Origin of the sequence: Pseudomonas sp. LAIL14HWK12:I1 (genome assembly GCF_003202095.1) — a bacterium.
GTDB classification, from domain to species: Bacteria; Pseudomonadota; Gammaproteobacteria; order Pseudomonadales; family Pseudomonadaceae; genus Aquipseudomonas; species Aquipseudomonas monteilii.
Genome location: NZ_QJKG01000005.1, coordinates 152,967 through 172,249, shown reverse-complemented (window position 1 = coordinate 172,249; position 19,283 = coordinate 152,967). Strand labels below are relative to the sequence as shown.

At 62.7% G+C, this 19,283-nt stretch carries 19 protein-coding genes, 1 tRNA gene and 1 pseudogene; 11 read left to right on the top strand and 10 right to left on the bottom strand.

The features are described 5' to 3' along the window. The first annotated feature begins 9 nt into the window (after nucleotides 1-9). Nucleotides 10-579 (top strand): elongation factor P, encoded by a 570-nt coding sequence (gene efp, locus D906_RS14760; protein ID WP_012271109.1) that lies wholly within the window; start codon nucleotides 10-12, stop codon nucleotides 577-579. 57 nt (nucleotides 580-636) lie between these two features. Here efp and D906_RS14755 read toward each other — a convergent pair whose 3' ends face one another. The 3 genes from D906_RS14755 to D906_RS14745 all read right to left on the bottom strand — a co-directional run bounded on the left by D906_RS14755 (nucleotide 637) and on the right by D906_RS14745 (nucleotide 2,673). Beyond that, the gene (locus D906_RS14755) at nucleotides 637-1,065 is read right to left on the bottom strand and encodes an organic hydroperoxide resistance protein (protein ID WP_012271110.1); all 429 of its coding nucleotides are present in this window, start codon (nucleotides 1,063-1,065) and stop codon (nucleotides 637-639) included. A gap of 141 nt (nucleotides 1,066-1,206) precedes the next feature. Further along, nucleotides 1,207-1,662 (bottom strand): MarR family winged helix-turn-helix transcriptional regulator, encoded by a 456-nt coding sequence (locus D906_RS14750; protein ID WP_027615876.1) that lies wholly within the window; start codon nucleotides 1,660-1,662, stop codon nucleotides 1,207-1,209. A 57-nt stretch (nucleotides 1,663-1,719) separates the two neighbouring features. Further along, nucleotides 1,720-2,673, bottom strand: a complete 954-nt coding sequence (locus D906_RS14745; RefSeq protein WP_027615875.1) for a LysR family transcriptional regulator — start codon at nucleotides 2,671-2,673, stop codon at nucleotides 1,720-1,722. Between the two features lie 113 nt (nucleotides 2,674-2,786). Here D906_RS14745 and D906_RS14740 point away from each other — a divergent pair, with 113 nt between their 5' ends. Beyond that, a complete protein-coding gene (locus D906_RS14740; protein WP_025754763.1) occupies nucleotides 2,787-3,536 on the top strand; it encodes a sulfite exporter TauE/SafE family protein in 750 nt (249 codons plus the stop codon). A gap of 28 nt (nucleotides 3,537-3,564) precedes the next feature. On the opposite strand, the gene D906_RS14735 is transcribed toward D906_RS14740, so the two are convergent. Then, entirely contained in the window at nucleotides 3,565-4,416 is an 852-nt protein-coding gene (locus tag D906_RS14735) for a LysR substrate-binding domain-containing protein (protein WP_025754764.1), read from the bottom strand. A 97-nt stretch (nucleotides 4,417-4,513) separates the two neighbouring features. On the opposite strand from D906_RS14735, the gene D906_RS14730 reads away from it, so the two are divergent. Beyond that, on the top strand, nucleotides 4,514-4,732 hold the full coding sequence (locus D906_RS14730) for a DUF1127 domain-containing protein (RefSeq protein ID WP_019099444.1): 219 nt from the start codon (nucleotides 4,514-4,516) through the stop codon (nucleotides 4,730-4,732). A gap of 111 nt (nucleotides 4,733-4,843) precedes the next feature. Here D906_RS14730 and D906_RS14725 read toward each other — a convergent pair whose 3' ends face one another. After that, entirely contained in the window at nucleotides 4,844-6,190 is a 1,347-nt protein-coding gene (locus D906_RS14725) for a class II 3-deoxy-7-phosphoheptulonate synthase (protein ID WP_016715096.1), read from the bottom strand. Between the two features lie 116 nt (nucleotides 6,191-6,306). Between D906_RS14725 and D906_RS14720 the strand changes: the two genes are divergently transcribed. After that, entirely contained in the window at nucleotides 6,307-7,062 is a 756-nt protein-coding gene (locus D906_RS14720; RefSeq protein ID WP_016715097.1) for a spermidine synthase, read from the top strand. A gap of 321 nt (nucleotides 7,063-7,383) precedes the next feature. Continuing rightward, nucleotides 7,384-9,097, top strand: a pseudogene (locus D906_RS14715) (DEAD/DEAH box helicase). A gap of 86 nt (nucleotides 9,098-9,183) precedes the next feature. Here D906_RS14715 and D906_RS14710 read toward each other — a convergent pair. Further along, entirely contained in the window at nucleotides 9,184-9,951 is a 768-nt protein-coding gene (locus D906_RS14710; RefSeq protein WP_027615874.1) for a class III extradiol ring-cleavage dioxygenase, read from the bottom strand. A 110-nt stretch (nucleotides 9,952-10,061) separates the two neighbouring features. Between D906_RS14710 and D906_RS14705 the strand changes: the two genes are divergently transcribed. Beyond that, a complete protein-coding gene (locus D906_RS14705) occupies nucleotides 10,062-10,712 on the top strand; it encodes a thiopurine S-methyltransferase (protein ID WP_027615873.1) in 651 nt (216 codons plus the stop codon). A gap of 53 nt (nucleotides 10,713-10,765) precedes the next feature. Here D906_RS14705 and htpX read toward each other — a convergent pair whose 3' ends face one another. Together htpX and D906_RS14695 are read right to left on the bottom strand one after the other, a co-directional pair. Next, nucleotides 10,766-11,653 carry a protease HtpX gene (gene htpX, locus D906_RS14700; RefSeq protein WP_016715101.1) on the bottom strand — a complete coding sequence of 296 codons (888 nt, stop codon included), beginning with the start codon at nucleotides 11,651-11,653 and terminating at the stop codon, nucleotides 10,766-10,768. Nucleotides 11,654-11,943: 290 nt separating this feature from the next. Then, the gene (locus tag D906_RS14695; RefSeq protein WP_019099440.1) at nucleotides 11,944-13,155 is read right to left on the bottom strand and encodes a pyridoxal phosphate-dependent aminotransferase; all 1,212 of its coding nucleotides are present in this window, start codon (nucleotides 13,153-13,155) and stop codon (nucleotides 11,944-11,946) included. Between the two features lie 167 nt (nucleotides 13,156-13,322). Here D906_RS14695 and msrB point away from each other — a divergent pair, with 167 nt between their 5' ends. After that, entirely contained in the window at nucleotides 13,323-13,718 is a 396-nt protein-coding gene (gene msrB / locus D906_RS14690) for a peptide-methionine (R)-S-oxide reductase MsrB (RefSeq protein ID WP_016715103.1), read from the top strand. 13 nt (nucleotides 13,719-13,731) lie between these two features. Next, complete coding sequence (locus tag D906_RS14685) at nucleotides 13,732-14,220, top strand: glutathione peroxidase (RefSeq protein WP_019099439.1); 489 nt, start codon at nucleotides 13,732-13,734, stop codon at nucleotides 14,218-14,220. Here D906_RS14685 and D906_RS14680 read toward each other — a convergent pair. After that, entirely contained in the window at nucleotides 14,210-16,567 is a 2,358-nt protein-coding gene (locus D906_RS14680) for a response regulator (RefSeq protein ID WP_019099438.1), read from the bottom strand. The two genes, D906_RS14685 and D906_RS14680, sit on opposite strands and share 11 nt — an antisense overlap. Before the next feature lie 76 nt (nucleotides 16,568-16,643). Between D906_RS14680 and D906_RS14675 the strand changes: the two genes are divergently transcribed. Continuing rightward, a complete protein-coding gene (locus D906_RS14675) occupies nucleotides 16,644-17,531 on the top strand; it encodes an ATP-binding protein (RefSeq protein ID WP_027615872.1) in 888 nt (295 codons plus the stop codon). Continuing rightward, nucleotides 17,532-18,014, top strand: coding sequence for a GAF domain-containing protein (locus D906_RS14670; RefSeq protein ID WP_019099436.1), 483 nt, complete (start codon nucleotides 17,532-17,534; stop codon nucleotides 18,012-18,014). Between the two features lie 136 nt (nucleotides 18,015-18,150). Here D906_RS14670 and D906_RS14660 read toward each other — a convergent pair whose 3' ends face one another. Next, nucleotides 18,151-18,918, bottom strand: coding sequence for a hypothetical protein (locus D906_RS14660; RefSeq protein WP_019099435.1), 768 nt, complete (start codon nucleotides 18,916-18,918; stop codon nucleotides 18,151-18,153). A 289-nt stretch (nucleotides 18,919-19,207) separates the two neighbouring features. Here D906_RS14660 and D906_RS14655 point away from each other — a divergent pair. Then, nucleotides 19,208-19,283: transfer RNA gene (locus tag D906_RS14655), tRNA-Glu, on the top strand.

Below are 19,283 nucleotides of genomic sequence, written 5' to 3'. Positions count from 1 at the left end.
TACTTCGTAATGAAAACTGGTAAAGAACTGAAACCCGGTACCGTCCTGCGGATCGACAACGACCCGTGGCTGGTTCAAAAAGCTGAGTTCACCAAGTCGGGCCGTAACAGCGCGATCATGAAGACCAAGCTGAAGAACCTGCTGACCGGCTACAAGACCGAAACCGTATACGGTGCGGACGACAAGCTGGACGACGTGATCCTGGATCGCAAAGAAGCGACCCTGTCGTTCATCAGCGGTGACTCGTACACCTTCATGGACACCACCGACTACACCATGTACGAACTGAACGCCGAAGACATCGACGCCGTTCTGCCGTACATCGAAGAAGGCATGGAAGACATCTGCGAAGCCGTGTTCTTCGAAGGCCGCCTGGTATCGGTTGAACTGCCGACCACCATCAGCCGTCAGGTTGTCTACACCGAGAACGCTGCTCGCGGCGACACCTCGGGCAAGGTCATGAAGCCTGCTAAACTGAAGAACGGTACCGAGATCCAGGTTGCCGACTTCATCCAGATCGACGAGTGGATCGACATCGACACTCGCGACAACAGCTTCAAAGGCCGCTCCAAGAAGTAATTCTTCTTGTGAAACGCAAAAAACCCGGCCTCGGCCGGGTTTTTTTGTGCCTGTGATTTACACGGTCACGTGCAGGCGTACATCCACATTGCCGCGGGTAGCGTTGGAGTACGGGCACACCTTGTGCGCTTTTTCCACCAGCCCTTCGGCATCGGCCTGGGCCAGGCCCGGCAGGTTGATGTGCAGGTCGATGTCCAGGCCGAAACCGCCCGGGATCTGGCCGATGCCCACCTTGGCGGTGATCGAGGCATCGGCCGGCAGGGCTTTTTTCTCTTGCCCGGCTACAAATTTGAGGGCGCCGATGAAGCAGGCCGAGTAACCGGCGGCGAACATCTGCTCTGGGTTGGTGCCGTCACCGCCGGCGCCGCCCAGTTCCTTGGGGGTGCTCAGGCTGACGACCAGCTTGCCGTCGCTGGACTTGGATTTGCCGTCGCGCCCACCGGTGGAGGTAGCTTCTGCGATGTACAGCGGAGTGACCTTTTGCATCTTGAGCCTCGCTAATGTGCTGTGCGCTTCCTGTTCGGGGGAGGGCGCGGGTTGGTGTGGGATTTAATTTAGCGTGCAATTAGTTAGCGCGCAAGATAAATCGTCACCGCTCATCCGAACGGCCATTGCACAGCATAGCTTTCAGAGGTTTTTCTGCAGGTTCTCGCGCAGGTTCAGCAGGTCGGCCTGCAGTTGTTGCAGCTGCGCCAGGCTGTACCCACTGGCCCTGAGGATGCACTGAGGCACCTCTTTGGCCTGCTGCTGCAAGGCGCGGCCCTTGTCGGTCAGTTGCACCATTACTACCCGTTCGTCTTCGCGGCTGCGGTTGCGTTGCAACAGGCCTTCGCTTTCAAGGCGCTTTAGCAGCGGGGTCAGTGAGCCCGGGTCGGTGAGCAGGTGCTGGCTGATCTCGCCCACGGTCAGGCCGTCGCGCTCCCACAGCACGAGCATGGCCAGGTACTGTGGGTAGGTCAGGCCCAAGGCCTGCAGCAGCGGTTTGTAGACCTTGGTCATCAGCAACGAGGTGGAGTGCAGGGCAAAGCAGACCTGGTTGTCCAGCAGCAGCTCGTCACAGGAGGCTTGGGTGTCGGCGTTCATGCAGGTCCTTGAAGGTAATAATGGGGAATTCTGGCTCGCTGATCGTTAGTGCGCGCATTACTCGTGCAGTTCACTGCGCAAGGCCAGGTCCCAGGGTGGAACCGGGCTGAAGCGGCTCTTGAGGAATTCGAGCAGCAAACGGCTGCGAGAGTTCGTTTTGTGTTCCAGGCGTAGCGCGTAAATACCGCTGGTTTCGGCTTCGGGCAGGCCGCCATCGCAAAACAACGGGACCAGTTCGCCGCGCAAAAGGTACTCGCTGATCAGCCAGGTGGGCAGGTGGGCAACACCCAGGCCGGCGAGGGCGCCGAACAGCAGGGTTTCGGCATTGTTGGCGGCCATGCGCATGCGCGCGGGGCGATACAGGCGGGTTTGCCCGGCTACGTTGAAGCGCCAGGCGAACGGCGGTGCCAGGCCGTCCCAGTCCAGGCCGTCGTGCCCGGGCAGTTCGCTGGGGCAGGTAGGGATGCCTCGGTTGGCCAGATAAGCCGGGCTGGCGCACGCGATGCGTACCATGTAGGCCAGCGGCGTAGCGACCAGGCGGGTGTCGGCCAGGGGGCCGGCGCGCAGTACCAGGTCGACCTCGCCCAGGTGGCTGCCATGCAGGTCGACGAAGCTGTCGATCAGGCGCAACTGCACGTCCAGGCCAGGGTAAGCCACCAGGAAATCGGCGATGGCCGGGGCCAGGTGGCGGCGGCCGAACGCGGCGGGTGCATCGATGCGGATCAGTCCTTCCGGGGCGTTGCTCAGCGATACCGCCTCGGCCCGGGCCAGGCGCAGTTCCTCGATGATGCGCCTGGCTCGTTCGGCAAACGCATTGCCCGCAGGGGTGGCACGCACGGCGTGGGTGCTGCGGGTGAACAGGCGGCTGCCCACGGCGGTTTCCAGGTTGTCGATGCGCCGGGCCACGGCAGACGGGGTCAGCGGATGGCGGCGGGCGGCGGCTGAAAAGCTGCCGGTCTCCAGCACATCGAGGAACAGGCTCAGTTGGTCGGTGAGGGCATCGGGGCTCATGGTTGCCTTGCTTTTGCGAAATGCGCACAGCCATTGTGCGCTGCTGTGCGTTTCCCTGCCAGCCCGCAATCGTTAGCATGCTCGCAATATCTGTACAGGCGGACGAGGCCCTGATGATCGAGTGGTTGTTGTATATCGTGCTGGGCGCTGCCCTGGGCACTATGGGCGGGCTGTTCGGCATTGGCGGCGGGCTGATCGCGATTCCGGCGCTGGGCGTGCTGTTCGGCCTGGACCAGCAACTGGCGCAGGGTACGGCGCTGGTGATGGTGGTGCCGAACGTGTTGCTGGCGCTGTGGCGGTACCACCAGCGCAACCGCATCGAACTGCGCCATGCCGTGCCGCTGTCGGCGTGCAGCTTCCTGTTTGCCTGGCTGGGGTCGATCTGGGCAGTGGGGCTGGATGCGCATTCCATGCGCCTGGGTTTTGTCGGCTTTCTGGTAGCGCTGGCGGTGTGGAACGTGGCCCGGATGTTCATGAAAGTGTCACCGCCGAGTGCCGAACTGCGCTATGCCTGGCCGTGGCTGGGCGTGCTAGGCAGTTTTGCCGGCACCATGGGCGGGTTGTTCGGGGTGGGGGGGGCCGTGGTGGCCACGCCAATCCTGACCAGTGTGTTTGGCACCACCCAGGTGGTGGCGCAGGGGTTGTCGCTGGCGTTGGCGGCGCCGAGCACCTTGGTGACGTTGGTTACGTATGGCGTGCACCATAGCGTTGACTGGGGCGTGGGGCTTCCACTGGCGGTGGGCGGTTTGCTCAGCATCAGCTGGGGGGTGAAGTTGGCCCATGCGCTGCCCGAGAAGGTATTGCGGGCGATGTTCTGTGTGTTTTTGGTGGTGTGTGCGGTGATGCTCGGGTTTGAACTTTGAGATTGTGGGGCCGCAAAACGGCCCCCAATTACTTGAACCCTTCAACGATGTAATCGGCCATGCAGTCGGTGATGGGTGACTGGGTCTGGGTGTTGCGCAACAGCATCACATTGGCCATGGGCAACTGCGGCAGCCCGTCCTGTTCGCCCAGGATGCGGATGTTTCCGCCAATCAGACTCTGTAATTGCGCCGTCACCGCCAAGCCTGCCGTGACAATGGCAAAGATCGCCGCCAGGCTGGGGCTGGTATAGGCAATGCGGTAGTCGATGCCCTGTGCTTCCAGTGCATTGCACGTCCAGGCCCGGCAGAAACAGTCGGTATTGAACAGCGCCACTGGCATCGGCCGCTGCTCTTGCGGGCAAAAGCCTTCGGCGGCGGCCCACACCAGGCGTTCCTGGCGCAACAACTGGCCAACCTCGTTGCCCGGCTCGCGCGTGACGATGGTAAGGTCCAGGTCCTGGCGCAGCATCAGCTGTTTGGACGAGTCGCAATGCACTTCTACCTGTACCAGAGGGTAGGCCTGGGCAAAGCTCGACAGAATGGTCGGCAAAAAGCGCATGGCGTAGTCGTCTGGCGTGCCGATACGCACCAGCCCGACCATGTGCGGCATGCGCAAGGTATTGAACACCTCGCCATGCAGCTTGAGGATGCGCCGGGCATAGCCCAGCAACACCTGGCCTTCAGCGGTGAGCCTGACCTGGCGGCCGTCACGCTCGAACAGCTGGCGCTGCAGAATGTCTTCTTCCAGGCGTTTCATCTGCATGCTCACCGCCGACTGGGTGCGGTTGACCACTTCGCCAGCGCGCGTGAAACCGCCTTGCTCGGCGATGGCGACGAAGGTGCGCAGCACGTCCGCATCGAGGCTCTGGTACTGGGACATTGCATCAATCTCCGAGATGCATGGCATCAGAAACATTCGTTGGATTGATCTTAAGCCCGGCGCGAGACTGAGGCCATCCAACACGGAGGGCTTCACGATGAAAGGTCATGTCAGCAGCATCCAGCAACCTGCTTTCTCCCTGAACCATCTGTGGCATGCGGCCCTGCAGCGGCCGGTGCGCTGGCTGGAGTTGTACCGCCAGCGGCGAGAACTGGCCGCCCTCAGCGATGCTACCTTGCATGACCTGGGGCTGAGCCGGGCGGATGTCCAGCAAGAGGCCGAGCGGCCTTTCTGGGATGATCCGTTGAGAAAGTGAGTTTGGGCTGGGGTGCTTGTCTTTAGCTTTTCAGCGCCTGTGAGATCGAGCGCCGCGCGGGCGGCGCTCGATCTCACAGGCGGCACAAACCCCAAGGCATGCGCCCCAGCCTCACCGCCGTACTTGCTTCAACGTCTCGGCGATCAGGAACGCCAGCTCCAGCGACTGATCGGCATTCATCCGTGGGTCACAATGGGTGTGATAGCGGTCAGACAACGCATCTTCAGTGATCGGCCGGGCGCCGCCGATGCATTCGGTGACGTTCTGCCCGGTCATCTCGATATGAATGCCGCCGGCATGGCTGCCCTCGGCCTGGTGTACCTGGAAGAACTGCTTCACTTCATCCAGGATCTGCGCAAAGTCGCGGGTCTTGTAGCCGGTGCTGGCCTTGATGGTATTGCCGTGCATCGGGTCCGAGCTCCACAGCACCTTTCGCCCCTCGCGTTCGACGGTGCGGATCAGCCCCGGCAGGTGGTCGCCAACCTTGCTCGCGCCCATGCGCACGATCAGGTTCAGGCGCCCGGGGTCGTTGGCCGGGTTGAGCGTGTCGATCAGGCGTATCAGCTCTTCAGGGTTCATGCTGGGGCCGACCTTGACCCCGATCGGGTTGTGCACCCCACGCAGGAACTCCACATGGGCACCGTCCAGTTGACGGGTGCGGTCGCCGATCCACAGCATGTGCGCCGAGCAGTCGTAATAGTCGCCGGTCAGGCTGTCCTGGCGCACGAAGGCTTCTTCATAGTTCAGCAGCAGTGCTTCGTGGGCCGTGAAGAAGCTGGTTTCACGCAGTTGTGGCGCGCTGTCCAGGCCACAGGCGCGCATGAACGCCAGGGTTTCGTCGATGCGGTTGGCCAGCTGGTGGTACTTGTCGGCCAGCGCCGAATTGGCAATGAAGTCCAGGTTCCACTTGTGCACCTGGTGCAGGTCGGCAAAGCCGCCCTGGGCAAAGGCGCGCAGCAGGTTGAGGCTGGCGGTGGCCTGGTGGTAGGCCTGCAGCAGGCGATCCGGGTCGGGGATGCGGCTCTTGGCATCGAAACCGATGCCGTTGACGATGTCGCCACGGTAGGCGGGCAGGGTGATGTCGCCGATGGTTTCATCGCCCGAGGAGCGTGGCTTGGCAAACTGGCCGGCCATGCGGCCTACCTTGACCACCGGGCAGCCGGCGGCAAAGGTCATCACGATTGCCATTTGCAGCAGCACCTTGAAGGTGTCGCGGATTTTCGCCGCCGAGAACTCGGCGAAGCTCTCGGCGCAGTCGCCCCCCTGCAGCAAGAAGGCGCGCCCTTCGGTCACCTCGGCAAACTGGCGGCGCAGCTCGCGGGCCTCGCCCGCGAACACCAGCGGCGGGTAGCTGGCCAGGGTTTGTTCAACCTTCAGCAAGTGCGCGGCGTCGGGGTAGGTCGGTTGCTGCTGGATCGGCAGGGCGCGCCAGCTGTCAGGGCTCCACGGTTGGTTCATCTCGGGCTCGGTCTTGTCGGTTGTAGGCTATGGGCCATGGTAACAGTTGGCGCTGCGCTTGTTGCATCGAGGGTGTTGACGGACAATGCGCGTTTTTGCGCGGGCGGGTGGTAAGCATGACGGCGGAACGGGAAGAGCGGCTACTGGCACGGGTAGAGGACGCGTTTGGCGTCATCAGCGTGTACGAAGTAGACGACTACCGCTTTCTGGAATTCGGCGATGCCATCGAGCAAAGCTGTGTGTTCACGGCCGACCCGAGTTGGCTGGAGTACGACTACACACGCGCCATGCTGGTGGGGGCGCTGTGCCACGAGCAGCCCGAGAGTGCGCTGTTTCTTGGCCTGGGGGCCGGCACGCTGACCCAGGCCTGCATGAAGTTCCTGCCGCTGGAAGATATCGAAGCCATCGAACTGCGCCCGGACGTGCCACGTCTGGCCATGGAGTACCTGGGGCTGGATGACGACCCTCGGCTGTATGTGCGTATCGGCGATGCCCTGGAGTTGCTGCCCACGGCGGAGAAGGCCGACCTGCTGTTCGTCGACCTGTACACCGACCACGGGCCGGGCGTGGGGCACCTGGCGTGGAACTTCCTGGAGAACTGCCAGCAGCAGTTGAACCCGGGCGGTTGGCTGGTGATCAACCAGTGGGCCACCGATGACGGCAAGCCGCTGGGTGCGGCGTTGCTGCGTGGGTTGTACCACCGGCATTACTGGGAGCTGCCGGTGAAGGAAGGCAATGTGATCTTGCTGGTGCCGGCTGATCTGGAACAATCGCTGGACCTGGAAGGCTTGCGGGCGCGTGCCGAAGCGCTGGCACCGCGGTTGGGGTATAGCCTTGAGGGGTTGATCCGCGAGATTCGGCCGGCTACCTGAATGCCTGGCACGGTCAGTGTAGGAGCGGCCGCGTCAGCCTTGAAAGAATTATCGATTCAGCTTGATGCCATTGATGGCCCGACAATGGCCTTTCACCGCGAAAATATTCCTCACGTCCCCGCACGATTTCGGGTATAGTACGCGCCGGTCTTTTAGCGGACCTCAAAATCAGGTGGTGCAAATCCTCCGAGTCCAGCTTCGGCTGCACGTCCGCTAGGCGGACCTTCCCACGTTTTCTTTTTCAATCGTTTTCGCAAATCCCCGCCGCCAAAGCTGCCTGGGTGACCTGACGGTCTTTCAAGGCATGTGCAGCTTTGGAGCATGGGTCTTTGCGGATGCACCTAGAGGCAGACCCATGACCCAGGAAACCGGCGGCTTCGCCGCTCTCGATCTTAATCCGAATATTGTTGCTGCCGTTCTGGCGACCGGCTACGAAGAGCCGTCCGCCATTCAGCAACAATCGATCCCGATCATCCTCGCCGGTCACGACATGATCGGCCAGGCGCAGACGGGCACCGGCAAGACCGCTGCCTTCGCCCTGCCGATCCTCAACAAGATCGATGTAAGCAAGCGCGAACCGCAAGCCCTGATCCTGGCGCCAACCCGTGAGTTGGCGCTGCAAGTTGCTACCGCTTTCGAAACCTACGCCAAGCAGATGCCAGGCGTGAACGTGGTTGCCGTGTACGGTGGTGCCCCGATGGGCCCACAGCTGCGTGCAATCCGCAACGGCGCGCAAATCGTGGTGGCCACCCCGGGCCGCCTGTGCGACCACCTGCGTCGTGACGAAAAAGTCCTGTCGACCGTGCAGTACCTGGTGCTGGACGAAGCCGACGAGATGCTGAAGCTGGGCTTCATGGACGACCTCGAAGTGATCTTCGACGCAATCCCGGCTACCCGTCAGACCGTGCTGTTCTCCGCAACCCTGCCTTCGTCGATCCGTTCGATCGCCGAGCGCCACCTGCGTGAGCCCAAGCACGTCAAGATCCAGAGCAAGACCCAGACCGTTACCGCGATCGAGCAGGCTCACCTGATGGTCCACGCCGACCAGAAGATCCCGGCTGTGCTGCGTCTGCTGGAAGTGGAAGAGTTCGACGCGCTGATCGCCTTCGTGCGCACCAAGCAAGCCACCCTGGACCTGGCCGCCGCGCTGGAAGCCAAGGGCTACAAGGCTGCCGCGCTGAACGGCGACATCGCCCAGAACCAGCGTGAGCGCGTGATCGACTCGCTCAAGGATGGCCGCCTGGACATCGTCGTCGCCACCGACGTCGCCGCCCGTGGCCTGGACGTACCGCGCATCACTCACGTATTCAACGTTGACATGCCGTACGACCCGGAGTCCTACGTACACCGTATCGGCCGTACCGGCCGTGCCGGTCGCGATGGCCGTGCGCTGCTGCTGGTCACCCCGCGTGAGCGCCGCATGCTGCAGGTGATCGAGCGTGTGACCGGTCAGAAGGTAGCCGAAGCCCGCCTGCCGAATGCCCAGGCCGTGCTGGATGCCCGCATCAAGAAGCTGACTTCGAGCCTGGCGCCGCTGGTAGCCGAAGCCGAAGCCACCCACGGCGACCTGTTCGACCGCCTGACCACCGACCTGGGTTGCAGTGCCCGTGCCTTGGCTTCGGCCCTGCTGCGCAAGGCCACCAATGGCCAGGCGCTGGACCTGGCGGCGGTAGAGCGTGAGCAGCCGCTGGTGCCTAGCTTTGCCCCGCGTGGCGAGCGTACCGAGCGTGGTGAGCGTGGCGAGCGCCCAGACCGTGGCGACCGTGAGCGCCGTGCGCCAATGCCGCTGGCCGAAGGCCGTGTGCGTTGCCGTACTGCCCTGGGTGCCCGTGACGGCATCGCTGCCAAGAACCTGCTGGGTGCGATCCTCAACGAAGGTGGCCTGGCCCGTGACGCCATCGGTCGCATCCAGGTGCGCGACAGCTTCAGCCTGGTCGAGCTGCCGGAAGATGGCCTGGAGAAGCTGCTGTCCAAGCTCAAGGACACCCGCGTGGCTGGTAAGCAGCTGAAGCTGCGTCGCTACCGCGAGGATTGATCCTGGCGCAATGAAAAAATCCCCGGCCTTGGCTGGGGATTTTTTTGCCTGTGGGATTTTGGGGCGCCAAGCGCCCCTGGCTATCGTCAGTCAAACCGATAAATGTCCATCCCCAAAGCCCCTAAGGTAAACCCTTGGTGCACCACCCCAAACCTGTCCCCAGCCCCAAGGGCAAAGAACAGCGGCAGCAAATGCTCATCACTGGGATGGTTGCGCACCGCATACGGCGCTTGCTGCCGGTAATTCAGCAGCGCCGCCCGGTCATCCGCCTGCAACCGCTCCACCACCCAGTCCCTGAACGCCAGTGCCCAAGGCTCGATCACATCCGGCCCGGCGTGCCAGTCCAGCTCGCCCAGGTTATGGGTGATACTGCCCGAGCCAATCAGCAGAATACCTTCACGGCGCAGCCCCGCCAGCGCCTGGCCCACCTTCAATTGCAGCACCGGCCCCATGCGGCTGGGCAGCGATACTTGCACCACCGGAATGCTCGCATCCGGGTACATCAGCGACAGCGGCACCCAGGCGCCGTGGTCGAACGGCCGTTGCGCATCCAGCCGGGCCGGCAGGCCGGCATTCGTGAGTCGTTCGCTTACCTTGGCAGCCAGCGCAGGCTCGCCCGGCGCGGGGTACTGCACGGCGTACAACGCCGGCGGGAAGCCGTAGAAGTCATGCCAGGTTTCGGGTTGCGCGCTGCTGGTCACGAGCAGTTCACGGCTTTCCCAGTGCGCCGACACCACCACGATGGCCTTCGGCCTTGGCAGGCTGTTGGCCAGCCCGGCCAGGGCCGGCCCGCTGGCACCGGGGTGCAGGGCGAGCATGGGGGAACCATGGGAGATGAACAGGCTGGGCAGCATGGCGAGGTCCTGAGGGTTAAGATGCACTCATCTTCGATCAGAAACTGATCGATATCCATCGCAAGTTTTACGCGTTTTCTATCGGTTTACTCGATAAACAAGGAGCAACCATGGAGCCAGCGTTCTGGCAAAAACGGTGGGCCGACAACCAGATCGGCTTCCACCAGGGGCAGGTCAATCCGTACCTGCAAGCGCACTGGCCAGCACTGGGCCTGGCGCCAGGCAGCCGCGTGCTGGTGCCGCTGTGCGGCAAAAGCCTGGACCTGGCCTGGCTGGCGGGGCAGGGGTACCACGTGCTGGGCGTGGAACTGTCGCGGCGGGCGGTGGAGGGCTTCTTCCATGAGCAAGGGCTTGAACCCGAGGTGCGTCAGCAAGGCGCATTCGAGGTATGGCGCCAGGGTGACATCGAACTGTGGTGTGGCGATTTCTTCGCGTTGCGCGCGCAGGACATTGTCGAGTGCGTGGGGTTTTATGATCGGGCGGCGTTGATTGCGCTGCCGCCGCAGATGCGTGCGAAGTACATGGAGGCTTTGTCTGCATCGTTGCCGGTGAGCTGTCGGGGGCTGCTGGTGACGCTGGATTATGACCAGGCGCTGCTGGACGGGCCGCCGTTTTCGGTGGGGGATGAAGAGGTGCGGCAGGGGTTGGTCGGGTGGCAGGTGGATGAGCTGGAAGTTGTGGAGCTTATTCAGGAAAGCCCGAAGTTTTCGCAGGCCGGGGCTTCCAGTCTGTTGGAGCGGGTGTATCGGGTCCGCCGATGACGCACGCATGAAAAAGGGCGACCAAAGTCGCCCTTTTTGCATTGCCAAGTGGATCAACCGCGACGGCGCAGGGCCTCGATACGGTCTTCCAGCGGCGGGTGGCTCATCAGCAGCCCGGCCAGGCCGTGCTTCAGGCCGCCGTTGATGCCGAAGGCCTTCATGGTGTCAGGCATGTGCACCGGCAGACCTTGCTCTACGCGCAGGCGCTGCAGGGCGCCGATCATCGCTGCGGTACCGGCCAGCTGCGCACCGGCCTCGTCGGCGCGGTATTCGCGGCGGCGCGAGAACCACATCACGATCATGCTGGCCAGGATGCCCAGGATCAGCTCGGCAACGATGGTTGCCACGTAGTAGGCAATGCCTTGGCCTTCTTCGTTCTTGAAAATGACCTTGTCGACGAAGTTGCCGATGATGCGTGCGAAGAACATCACGAAGGTGTTCACCACGCCCTGCACCAGCGCCAGGGTGACCATGTCGCCGTTGGCCACGTGGCCGATTTCGTGGGCCAACACCGCACGCACTTCATCGGGCGAGAAACGCTCCAGCAGGCCCTGGGACACGGCCACCAGCGCGTCGTTGCGGTTCCAGCCGGTGGCGAAGGCGTTGGCCTCGTACGCCGGGAAAATACCCACCTCGGGCATTTTGATGCCCGCTTCACGGGACAGCTCTTCGACCGTTTGCAGCAGCCACTGCTCGTGGCGGGTGCGCGGCTGGCTGATGATCTGGGTGCCGGTGCTCATCTTCGCCATCCACTTGGAGATGAAGAGCGAGACCAGGGAGCCGGCAAAGCCGAACACGGCGCAGAACACCAGCAGGCTGCTGAGGTTCAGGTCGACCCCGTTGGCGGCCATGAACCCGTTGAATCCGAACAGGCTCAGGGTAATGCTTGCAACCAGCACCACCGCGAGGTTGGTGGCCACAAACAACAGAATGCGCATCATGGTTGTTACGTTCTCCTGACGGATGAATTGTCGCTTACTGCGGGGTATATAAGGGGCCTGCCGCGCCGATTCAATCGGGCGACTATTTCAAACTGTGTACGGCGGAGTATGGCAGAGGATGGCGCGGGGGCTGTGGGATAGAGCGTTGCAGGATGTAAGAAACATCCTGTGAGATTGCAAGGGGCTGCTGTGCAGCCCATCGCCGGCAAGCCAGCTCCCACAGGATTGGCGCAGATTTCAAACCTTGTGTGTACCTGTGGGAGCGGGCTTGCCCGCGAAGAGGCCATCACTTATTGCGAATAAGTCCGCAGGAAATTCCCGATCCGGCCAATCGCCGCTTCCAGGTCATCCACGCGCGGCAAGGTCACCACGCGGAAGTGGTCCGGCCACGGCCAGTTGAACGCCGTACCCTGCACGATCAGCAGCTTTTCCGACAGCAGCAGGTCAAGCGCGAACTTCTCGTCGTTGAGAATCGGGCACACTTTCGGGTCGATACGCGGGAACGCATACAGCGCACCCATCGGCTTCACGCAGCTCACGCCCGGGATGTCGTTGAGCAGTTCATAGGTGCGGTTGCGCTGCTCCAGCAAACGGCCTGGCGGCAGCACCAGGTCGTTGATGCTCTGGTAACCGCCCAGCGCGGTCTGGATGGCATGCTGGGCCGGCACGTTGGCGCACAGGCGCATGTTGGCCAGCATGTCGATGCCTTCGATGTAGCTTTGTGCGTGGTGCTTGGGCCCGGAGATGATCAGCCAGCCAGAACGGAAGCCCGCCACCCGGTACGACTTGGACAGGCCGTTGAAGGTCAGGCACAGCAGGTCGGGGGCCAGCGAGGCGGTGCTGATGTGCACGGCTTCGTCGTACAGGATCTTGTCGTAGATCTCGTCGGAGAACACCACCAGGTTGTGCTGGCGGGCCAGCTCCAGCATGCCCTGCAGCAGCGCTTTGGAGTACACCGCGCCGGTCGGGTTGTTCGGGTTGATGATCACCAGGGCCTTGGTGTTCGGGGTGATCTTGGCCTTGATGTCTTCAAGGTCGGGGAACCAGTCGGCCTGCTCGTCGCACAGGTAGTGCACCGGCTTGCCGCCGGCCAGGCTCACGGCGGCGGTCCACAGCGGGTAGTCGGGGGCCGGGATCAGCACTTCGTCGCCGTTGTTCAGCAGCGCCTGCATCGACATGACGATCAGCTCGGACACGCCGTTACCGAGGTAGATGTCCTCGATGGTGACGCCTTCGATTTCCTTTTGCTGGCAGTACTGCATCACCGCCTTGCGCGCGCTGAACAGGCCTTTGGAGTCGCTGTAGCCTTGCGCGGTGGGCAGGTTGCGGATGACATCCTGAAGGATTTCATCGGGCGCCTCGAAGCCAAACGGCGCTGGGTTGCCGATGTTCAGCTTGAGGATGCGGTGGCCTTCCTCTTCCAGGCGTTTGGCGTGCTTGAGCACTGGGCCGCGAATGTCGTAGCAGACATTGGCGAGCTTGTTCGATTTGCTGAACTGCATGATGGGATCCCGATATGAGAAAACACGCCACCCACGCCGAAAGGTTTGAAACGGCAGGAAGCGGGTGCCAGACTGAACGCCTGGCACACGAAGCCAACTAATATACGTGCCACCCGCGCCCCGGAAAAGACGGTGCGGGGTGAAATTCAGCCTGCCGAGGTTCCTGCATGAAAAAGATTGAAAAAACCCTGGATGAATGGCGCTCGATGCTTGACCCCGAGCAGTACCAGGTATGCCGCCTCAAGGGCACCGAGCGGCCGTTCAGCGGCAAGTACAACAGCGAGCGCCGCGATGGCATCTACCATTGCATCTGCTGCGGCCTGGCGTTGTTCGATGCGCAGACCAAGTTCGATTCCGGCTGCGGTTGGCCAAGCTTCTACGCGCCGATCGAGGACAGCGCGATGATCGAGATCCGTGACACCTCCCACGGCATGATCCGCACCGAAGTTACCTGTGCCCGCTGCGACGCGCACCTGGGCCATGTGTTCCCCGATGGCCCGCCACCGACCGGCCTGCGCTACTGCATCAACTCGGTGTGTATCGACTTGCGCCCACGCGACTGACCGGAGCCCGACCATGGCTGGATCGATGCTGGACATCCCCTGCGTAACCCTGGGCGGCGAGCACAAGAAGCTTGGCGACTTCCCGGGCAAGGCGCTGCTGGTGGTCAATACCGCCAGCCAGTGCGGCTTTACCCCGCAGTACAAAGGCCTTGAGCAACTGTGGCAAGCCTACCGCGCGCGTGGCCTGGTGGTGCTGGGCTTTCCCTGCAACCAGTTCGGCAAGCAGGAACCAGGCGATGCACGGGACATTGCGCAGTTTTGCGAGCGCAACTTCGGCGTAAGCTTTCCGCTGTTTCGCAAGATCGAGGTCAACGGCCCGGGCGCTCACGCGCTGTTCGTCGAGCTCAAACAACGCGCCCCGGGCATTCTGGGTAGCCAGAAGATCAAGTGGAATTTCACCAAGTTTCTGGTCGACCCGGCCAGCGGCCAGGTCACGCGTTACGCGCCCACCACCAAACCGCAGGCCCTGGAAGCGGACATCGAGCGTTTGCTCAGCCGTTGAAGGGCACCCAGTGGTCGACCAGGGCCAGTAGCTCTTCGCGGCGGAACGGCTTGGCCAGGTAGTCGCTCATGCCCGCCGCCCGGCAGCGTTCGCGCTCTTCGGGCATGGCGTTGGCGGTGAGCGCAACGATAGGCAGGTGTGGCCAGCGACCGCTCTGGCGGATGCGCCGGCTGGCTTCATAGCCGTCCATGACCGGCATGTTGCAGTCCATCAGTATCAGGTCGAATTCATCCTGCTCCAGCAACTCCAGAGCCTCGGCGCCCTGGGTGGCCAGCTGCACCTGGCAGCCGAGCTTGGCCAGCATGCCTTTGGCCACGAGCTGGTTCACCGGGTTGTCTTCTACCAGCAAAATCCGCGCTCGCCCTTGCTCCAGGCTAATGGCCGGGGTGGCCAGAGGGTGCTCGGGCTCATGGCCTTGCAAGGTGCGGCGCAGCGTCTGGTACAGGGCGTTACGTGCCAATGGCCGGGCCAGTTGATGCAAGGGTGCCAAGGCCAGCGACTGCTCGTTGGGCAGGAAGTTGCCGTAGGCGGTTACCAGCAGAATCGGCGTTTTCACTGCCGGGCGCAGTTCGAACAGGTGGTCCACGTCGTCGGTGATCAGCAGGTCGATCGCTGTGGTGTCCAGCGTGGCGCTGCTGTCATGGCGCTGGTAGGTCAGGCCCCAGGCGGGCAGCAGGTTCTGCAACAGCTCATTAAGCCCGCTACCGGCTGCACTCAGCGCGGCCACCCGGCCATGCAGCGGTGTCGGCGGGATGGCCTCGGTGTGCACCGGCAGTGGCAGCTCGGCCGTGAAGCAGCTGCCGAAGCCCGGCTCGGAGCGAATGTGCAGGTGACCTTGCATGGCCTTGCACAGGTTGCGTGTGAGCGCCAGGCCCAGGCCGGTGCCACCGTACTGGCGGGTGATGCCGGCACCAGCCTGGGTGAATGGCTGGAAGATCCGCGCCTGGGCTTCTTCGGGGATGCCAATGCCGGTATCACGTACCTCCAGGCGCACACCGCCGACGATCGTCACCAGGCGTATGTCGACACGGCCGAAGCGGGTGAACTTGAGCGCGTTGGACAGCAGGTTGCTGACGATCTGCCGTACCCGCGTGGGGTCGCCGAGCACGCTGCTGGGGAAGTCGCGGGCGATCAGGCAGGTCAGCTCTACGCTTTGCGCGGTGTTCTGCGACAGCAGGTTGGCGGTGTCTTCCACCATCGAGCCCATGTCGAACGCAATGCGCTCCAGCTCCAGCTGGCCGGCATCGAACTTGGACAGGTCGAGGATATCGTTCAGCAGTTCCACCAGCACCTTGCCCGAGTCGTGGGCAATCGCCAGTTGCTGGCGTTGCTCGCTGGGCAACGGGTTGTCCAGCGCCAGGGCGATCATGCCGAGCATGCCGTTGAGTGGGGTGCGGATTTCGTGGCTCATGTTGGCCAGGAAGGCGGCGCGCGCCTGGGCCATGTCCAGCGCGCGGCTGCGGGCCTGTTCCAGCTCCTGGTTGGACAGGCTCAGGCTGCTGTTGCTGGCTTTCAGCTCGTTGGTGCGTGCCGAGACGATGTCTTCCAGCTCGTTCAGGTACTGGGTCAGGCGGTTTTCTGCGGTGCGCCGTTGTTCGATCTCGGTGGCCATGCTGACGAACTGCTGGTTGGCGACCTTCACCAGCACGCCGATTTCGTCGTGTTCGTGCCCGTGTGGGCATTCAAGGCGGGTTTGCCGGGGTTTGCGCGGGTCGCTGCCGCTGAGTGCGCCGATCACCGTCACCAGTGGCTTGGTCAGCATCATGTAGAACAACGCCAGCAGGATGCCGGTCAGCACCAGGCTGCGGGCAAAGCCGTTGAGCAGGGTGATGCCGGCGCGGTCGAGGAAGCGGCTGCCGAAGGCGTAGGTGTCGACGTCCAGGTACAGGGTGCCGAGGTATTCCTCGGGCATGTGGGTGAGGTACAGGCGTTCCTTGAACTGGCGCTGTTCGCCGAACAGAAAGTCGCTCAGTGGCCGGTAACGGTCCTCCAGCCTGGGCCGCTCGACGTCGGCCAGTACCGTTTCGTTGTTGTCGATCAGCCGCGCGCGGACGACGGCGGGCGACTGCAGCAGGCCACGGGTCAGCTCCAGCGCCAGTTCCGCGTCGATGTTGTAGGCGATGCGCGAGGCCGGGTTGTGGCTGATTTGCAGCAACGCGCGCACTTCGCGGTTGATGGACGCGTCTTCGCTGGCATAATCGATGCCGATCTGGATGAGACTGAGCAATGTTCCCAGGATGAAGCCGACCAGGACTGTCAGCCGGGCTTGCTTGTATGACAGGCGATTGGTGAACTTGATATCCATGAGTCCCGAGCCGGTTTCACGTCCCTTGCGCTGCGCAAGCATAGCCGAATAGCCCCGGCAGCTGGCGGGCCTGTCACACATTCAGCTGGAAATCTCACCTGTCTTGTTAGGAGTCGTCATGGACGCTCGCTTGATTGCTTTCCTGGACCGCGCCGAATCGGTACTGGCGCGCCTCGAACCCCTGTTGCCGGCACAGCGCCCGAACATCGACTGGGGCGTCACTCTGGCCGCCCGCTGGCAGCGCGATGGCCGCAGTGGTTACCTGCTGCCGCTGGACGTCAGCCTGGATATCCGCCTGACCGACCTGATCGGTGTCGACAAACAGCGCGACCAGCTGGGCCGCAACACCCACCAGTTCATCAACGGCCTGCCGGCCAACCACGCATTGCTGTGGGGCTCGCGCGGTACTGGCAAGTCGTCGCTGGTACGTGCCTTGCTGGCCGAACATGCCGGCGCCGGCCTGCGCCTGATCGAAATCGAACGCGACCACCTGGCCGACCTGCCGCGGGTGGTCGAGCAGCTGCAGAAGCTGCCGCAACGCTTCATCCTGTTCTGCGACGACCTGTCGTTCGAAGCGGGGGAGGGCGACTACCGGGTGCTTAAAAGCGTGCTTGACGGCTCGCTGGAACAGGCCCCGGACAACGTGCTGCTGTACGCCACTTCCAACCGTCGCCACCTGGTGCCGGAGAAAGAGAGCGACAACGAGAACTGGAAGCGCGTGGACGGCGAGCTGCACCCCAGCGAAGCCGTGGAAGACAAAATCGCCTTGTCTGACCGCTTTGGCCTGTGGCTGTCGTTCTACCCGTTTACCCAAGACCACTTCCTGAATGTGGTCGAACACTGGATCGGCCAGCTGGCACGCTCTGCGGGCCTGGCCTGGCAGCGTACCGAAGAACTCGACATCCTCGCCGTGCGCTGGGCCACCGGCCGCGGTAACCGTAATGGCCGTTGTGCCTATCAGTTCGCCCGCTACTGGGTCGGGCTGCAATTGCTGGAGCAAAAGTAAATGATCGACCTCAATGCCAGTGGCGCCGGCCTCGACGGCTACAACCTGCTGGCGGCGCAAGTGCAGGCGCTGTTTGCCGACGAGCGTGACTTTATCGCCAATGCCGCGCAGTTTTCGGCGTTTCTGTACAACCAGGTGGATGACCTGAACTGGGCGGGGTTCTACCTCAACCGCAACGAAGAGCTGGTGTTGGGGCCGTTCCAGGGCCAGGTGGCGTGTGTGCGCATTCCGTTCAGCAAGGGCGTGTGCGGGGCGGCGGCAGCCACCCGGCAGACCCAGCGGGTGGAGGATGTGCATGCGTTCCCCGGGCACATTGCCTGTGACAGTGCGTCCAGCAGCGAGCTGGTGATCCCGTTGGTGAAGGAAGGCAGGTTGATCGGGGTGCTGGACCTGGACAGCCCGAAGGTTGGGCGGTTCAGTGAAGCGGATCAGGCGGGGCTGGAGCGGTTGGCGGCGATCTTTCTGGCGCTGACTGACTGCTGATTGTTGTGGCCTGTACCGGCCCTATCGCCGGCAAGCCAGCTCCCACAGGTTTGTCTCAGGTCTGAAGGCTTGTGCAGTACCTGTAGGAGCTGGCTTGCCGGCGATAGGGCCATCAAACCCAACGCATGATTCAGGCTTAGTCGTACATCACCTTCTTCTTCCAGGTCTCTTCCTCATCGGTCTTGAGCCCGTCTGTCAGTGCGTTGTGCTCATCCTCCGCCGGTGCCATGCGGTCCAGCACCTGGGCGTTGGCCCGGGCCAGCAGTTTCTCCAGGTACGTCAGCTGCTCTTCATACACCTTCGGCTCCGGCTGCTTGCGCAGGTATTGCACGCCACGCTCGAACGCCAGGCGCGCCTGGCCCGGCTGGTTCTTTTGCAGGGCCTGCTGGCCAAGGTTGTTGAAGAACTCGATATGCAACAGCACCAGGATATGGCGGATTTCCTTGACCCAGTGCTTGGCCTCGGGTGCTGGCAGGAAGCCTTCCTGGGCGGCGCGGGTTACCTGGTTGTGCATCGCCTCCAGCAAAAAGCGTACATCCTTGGCCTTGACCTCGGTGTGGATCGGGTTGGGCGGGTTGTTCACCGGTATCTTGTCGCCCTGGGCAATCAACCCCTCCAGCTCGGCGATGCGCGCCTTCAGCTCGGGGTTGTGCTTGTCCACCGCCAGCTGGCGCTGGTTGAGGTTCAGCTCCAGGCGGGTCAGCAGCAATTTGAGGGCCGGGGTCATGAACTGGCCGGGGAAGGTCTCGGTGATTTCGCCACAGCGGCGCAGGCGGTCGGCCAGCTCTATCCTCGTCCGGACGCGTTCGATCTTGCCGTTCTCGACCACATTGTTGAGGTAGCCGATCACGATCAGCAACGCGATGCCCGCCACGATGAGCAGGGTGATCAGAAGTGGTGTCACCGTTAATGCCTCATTGAAGAAGAATTACAGCTTTGAGTGTAGTGAGTTCGCGTTGGGACGAACAGCGGCTATATACCTGTGCTGGCCTCTTCGCGGCTTTCCCTCTCTCTATATCGACAACCAGGCCCGCATCTGCACCCCAACCCACCCGGAAGTCATTGATTTAAATAAATTTCTACAAAGGGGTTGACGCATCTTCGAACCATCCATAGAATGCGCGCCACTTGCAGCGTAAAGCACACAGCGAAACGCGGCAGGGAGTGAAAGCAGGCAGTAATGCCAGCAGCGTGTCCCCTTCGTCTAGTGGCCTAGGACACCGCCCTTTCACGGCGGTAACAGGGGTTCGAGTCCCCTAGGGGACGCCA

What these genes read in the sequence shown, in the direction of transcription:
- efp (WP_012271109.1), top strand. Translation starts at nt 10, where the DNA reads ATGAAAACTGGTAAAGAACTGAAACCCGGTACCGTCCTGCGGATCGAC.
- D906_RS14755 (WP_012271110.1), bottom strand. Translation starts at nt 1,065, where the DNA reads ATGCAAAAGGTCACTCCGCTGTACATCGCAGAAGCTACCTCCACCGGT.
- D906_RS14750 (WP_027615876.1), bottom strand. Translation starts at nt 1,662, where the DNA reads ATGAACGCCGACACCCAAGCCTCCTGTGACGAGCTGCTGCTGGACAAC.
- D906_RS14745 (WP_027615875.1), bottom strand. Translation starts at nt 2,673, where the DNA reads ATGAGCCCCGATGCCCTCACCGACCAACTGAGCCTGTTCCTCGATGTG.
- D906_RS14740 (WP_025754763.1), top strand. Translation starts at nt 2,787, where the DNA reads ATGATCGAGTGGTTGTTGTATATCGTGCTGGGCGCTGCCCTGGGCACT.
- D906_RS14735 (WP_025754764.1), bottom strand. Translation starts at nt 4,416, where the DNA reads ATGTCCCAGTACCAGAGCCTCGATGCGGACGTGCTGCGCACCTTCGTC.
- D906_RS14730 (WP_019099444.1), top strand. Translation starts at nt 4,514, where the DNA reads ATGAAAGGTCATGTCAGCAGCATCCAGCAACCTGCTTTCTCCCTGAAC.
- D906_RS14725 (WP_016715096.1), bottom strand. Translation starts at nt 6,190, where the DNA reads ATGAACCAACCGTGGAGCCCTGACAGCTGGCGCGCCCTGCCGATCCAG.
- D906_RS14720 (WP_016715097.1), top strand. Translation starts at nt 6,307, where the DNA reads ATGACGGCGGAACGGGAAGAGCGGCTACTGGCACGGGTAGAGGACGCG.
- D906_RS14710 (WP_027615874.1), bottom strand. Translation starts at nt 9,951, where the DNA reads ATGCTGCCCAGCCTGTTCATCTCCCATGGTTCCCCCATGCTCGCCCTG.
- D906_RS14705 (WP_027615873.1), top strand. Translation starts at nt 10,062, where the DNA reads ATGGAGCCAGCGTTCTGGCAAAAACGGTGGGCCGACAACCAGATCGGC.
- htpX (WP_016715101.1), bottom strand. Translation starts at nt 11,653, where the DNA reads ATGATGCGCATTCTGTTGTTTGTGGCCACCAACCTCGCGGTGGTGCTG.
- D906_RS14695 (WP_019099440.1), bottom strand. Translation starts at nt 13,155, where the DNA reads ATGCAGTTCAGCAAATCGAACAAGCTCGCCAATGTCTGCTACGACATT.
- msrB (WP_016715103.1), top strand. Translation starts at nt 13,323, where the DNA reads ATGAAAAAGATTGAAAAAACCCTGGATGAATGGCGCTCGATGCTTGAC.
- D906_RS14685 (WP_019099439.1), top strand. Translation starts at nt 13,732, where the DNA reads ATGGCTGGATCGATGCTGGACATCCCCTGCGTAACCCTGGGCGGCGAG.
- D906_RS14680 (WP_019099438.1), bottom strand. Translation starts at nt 16,567, where the DNA reads ATGCTTGCGCAGCGCAAGGGACGTGAAACCGGCTCGGGACTCATGGAT.
- D906_RS14675 (WP_027615872.1), top strand. Translation starts at nt 16,644, where the DNA reads ATGGACGCTCGCTTGATTGCTTTCCTGGACCGCGCCGAATCGGTACTG.
- D906_RS14670 (WP_019099436.1), top strand. Translation starts at nt 17,532, where the DNA reads ATGATCGACCTCAATGCCAGTGGCGCCGGCCTCGACGGCTACAACCTG.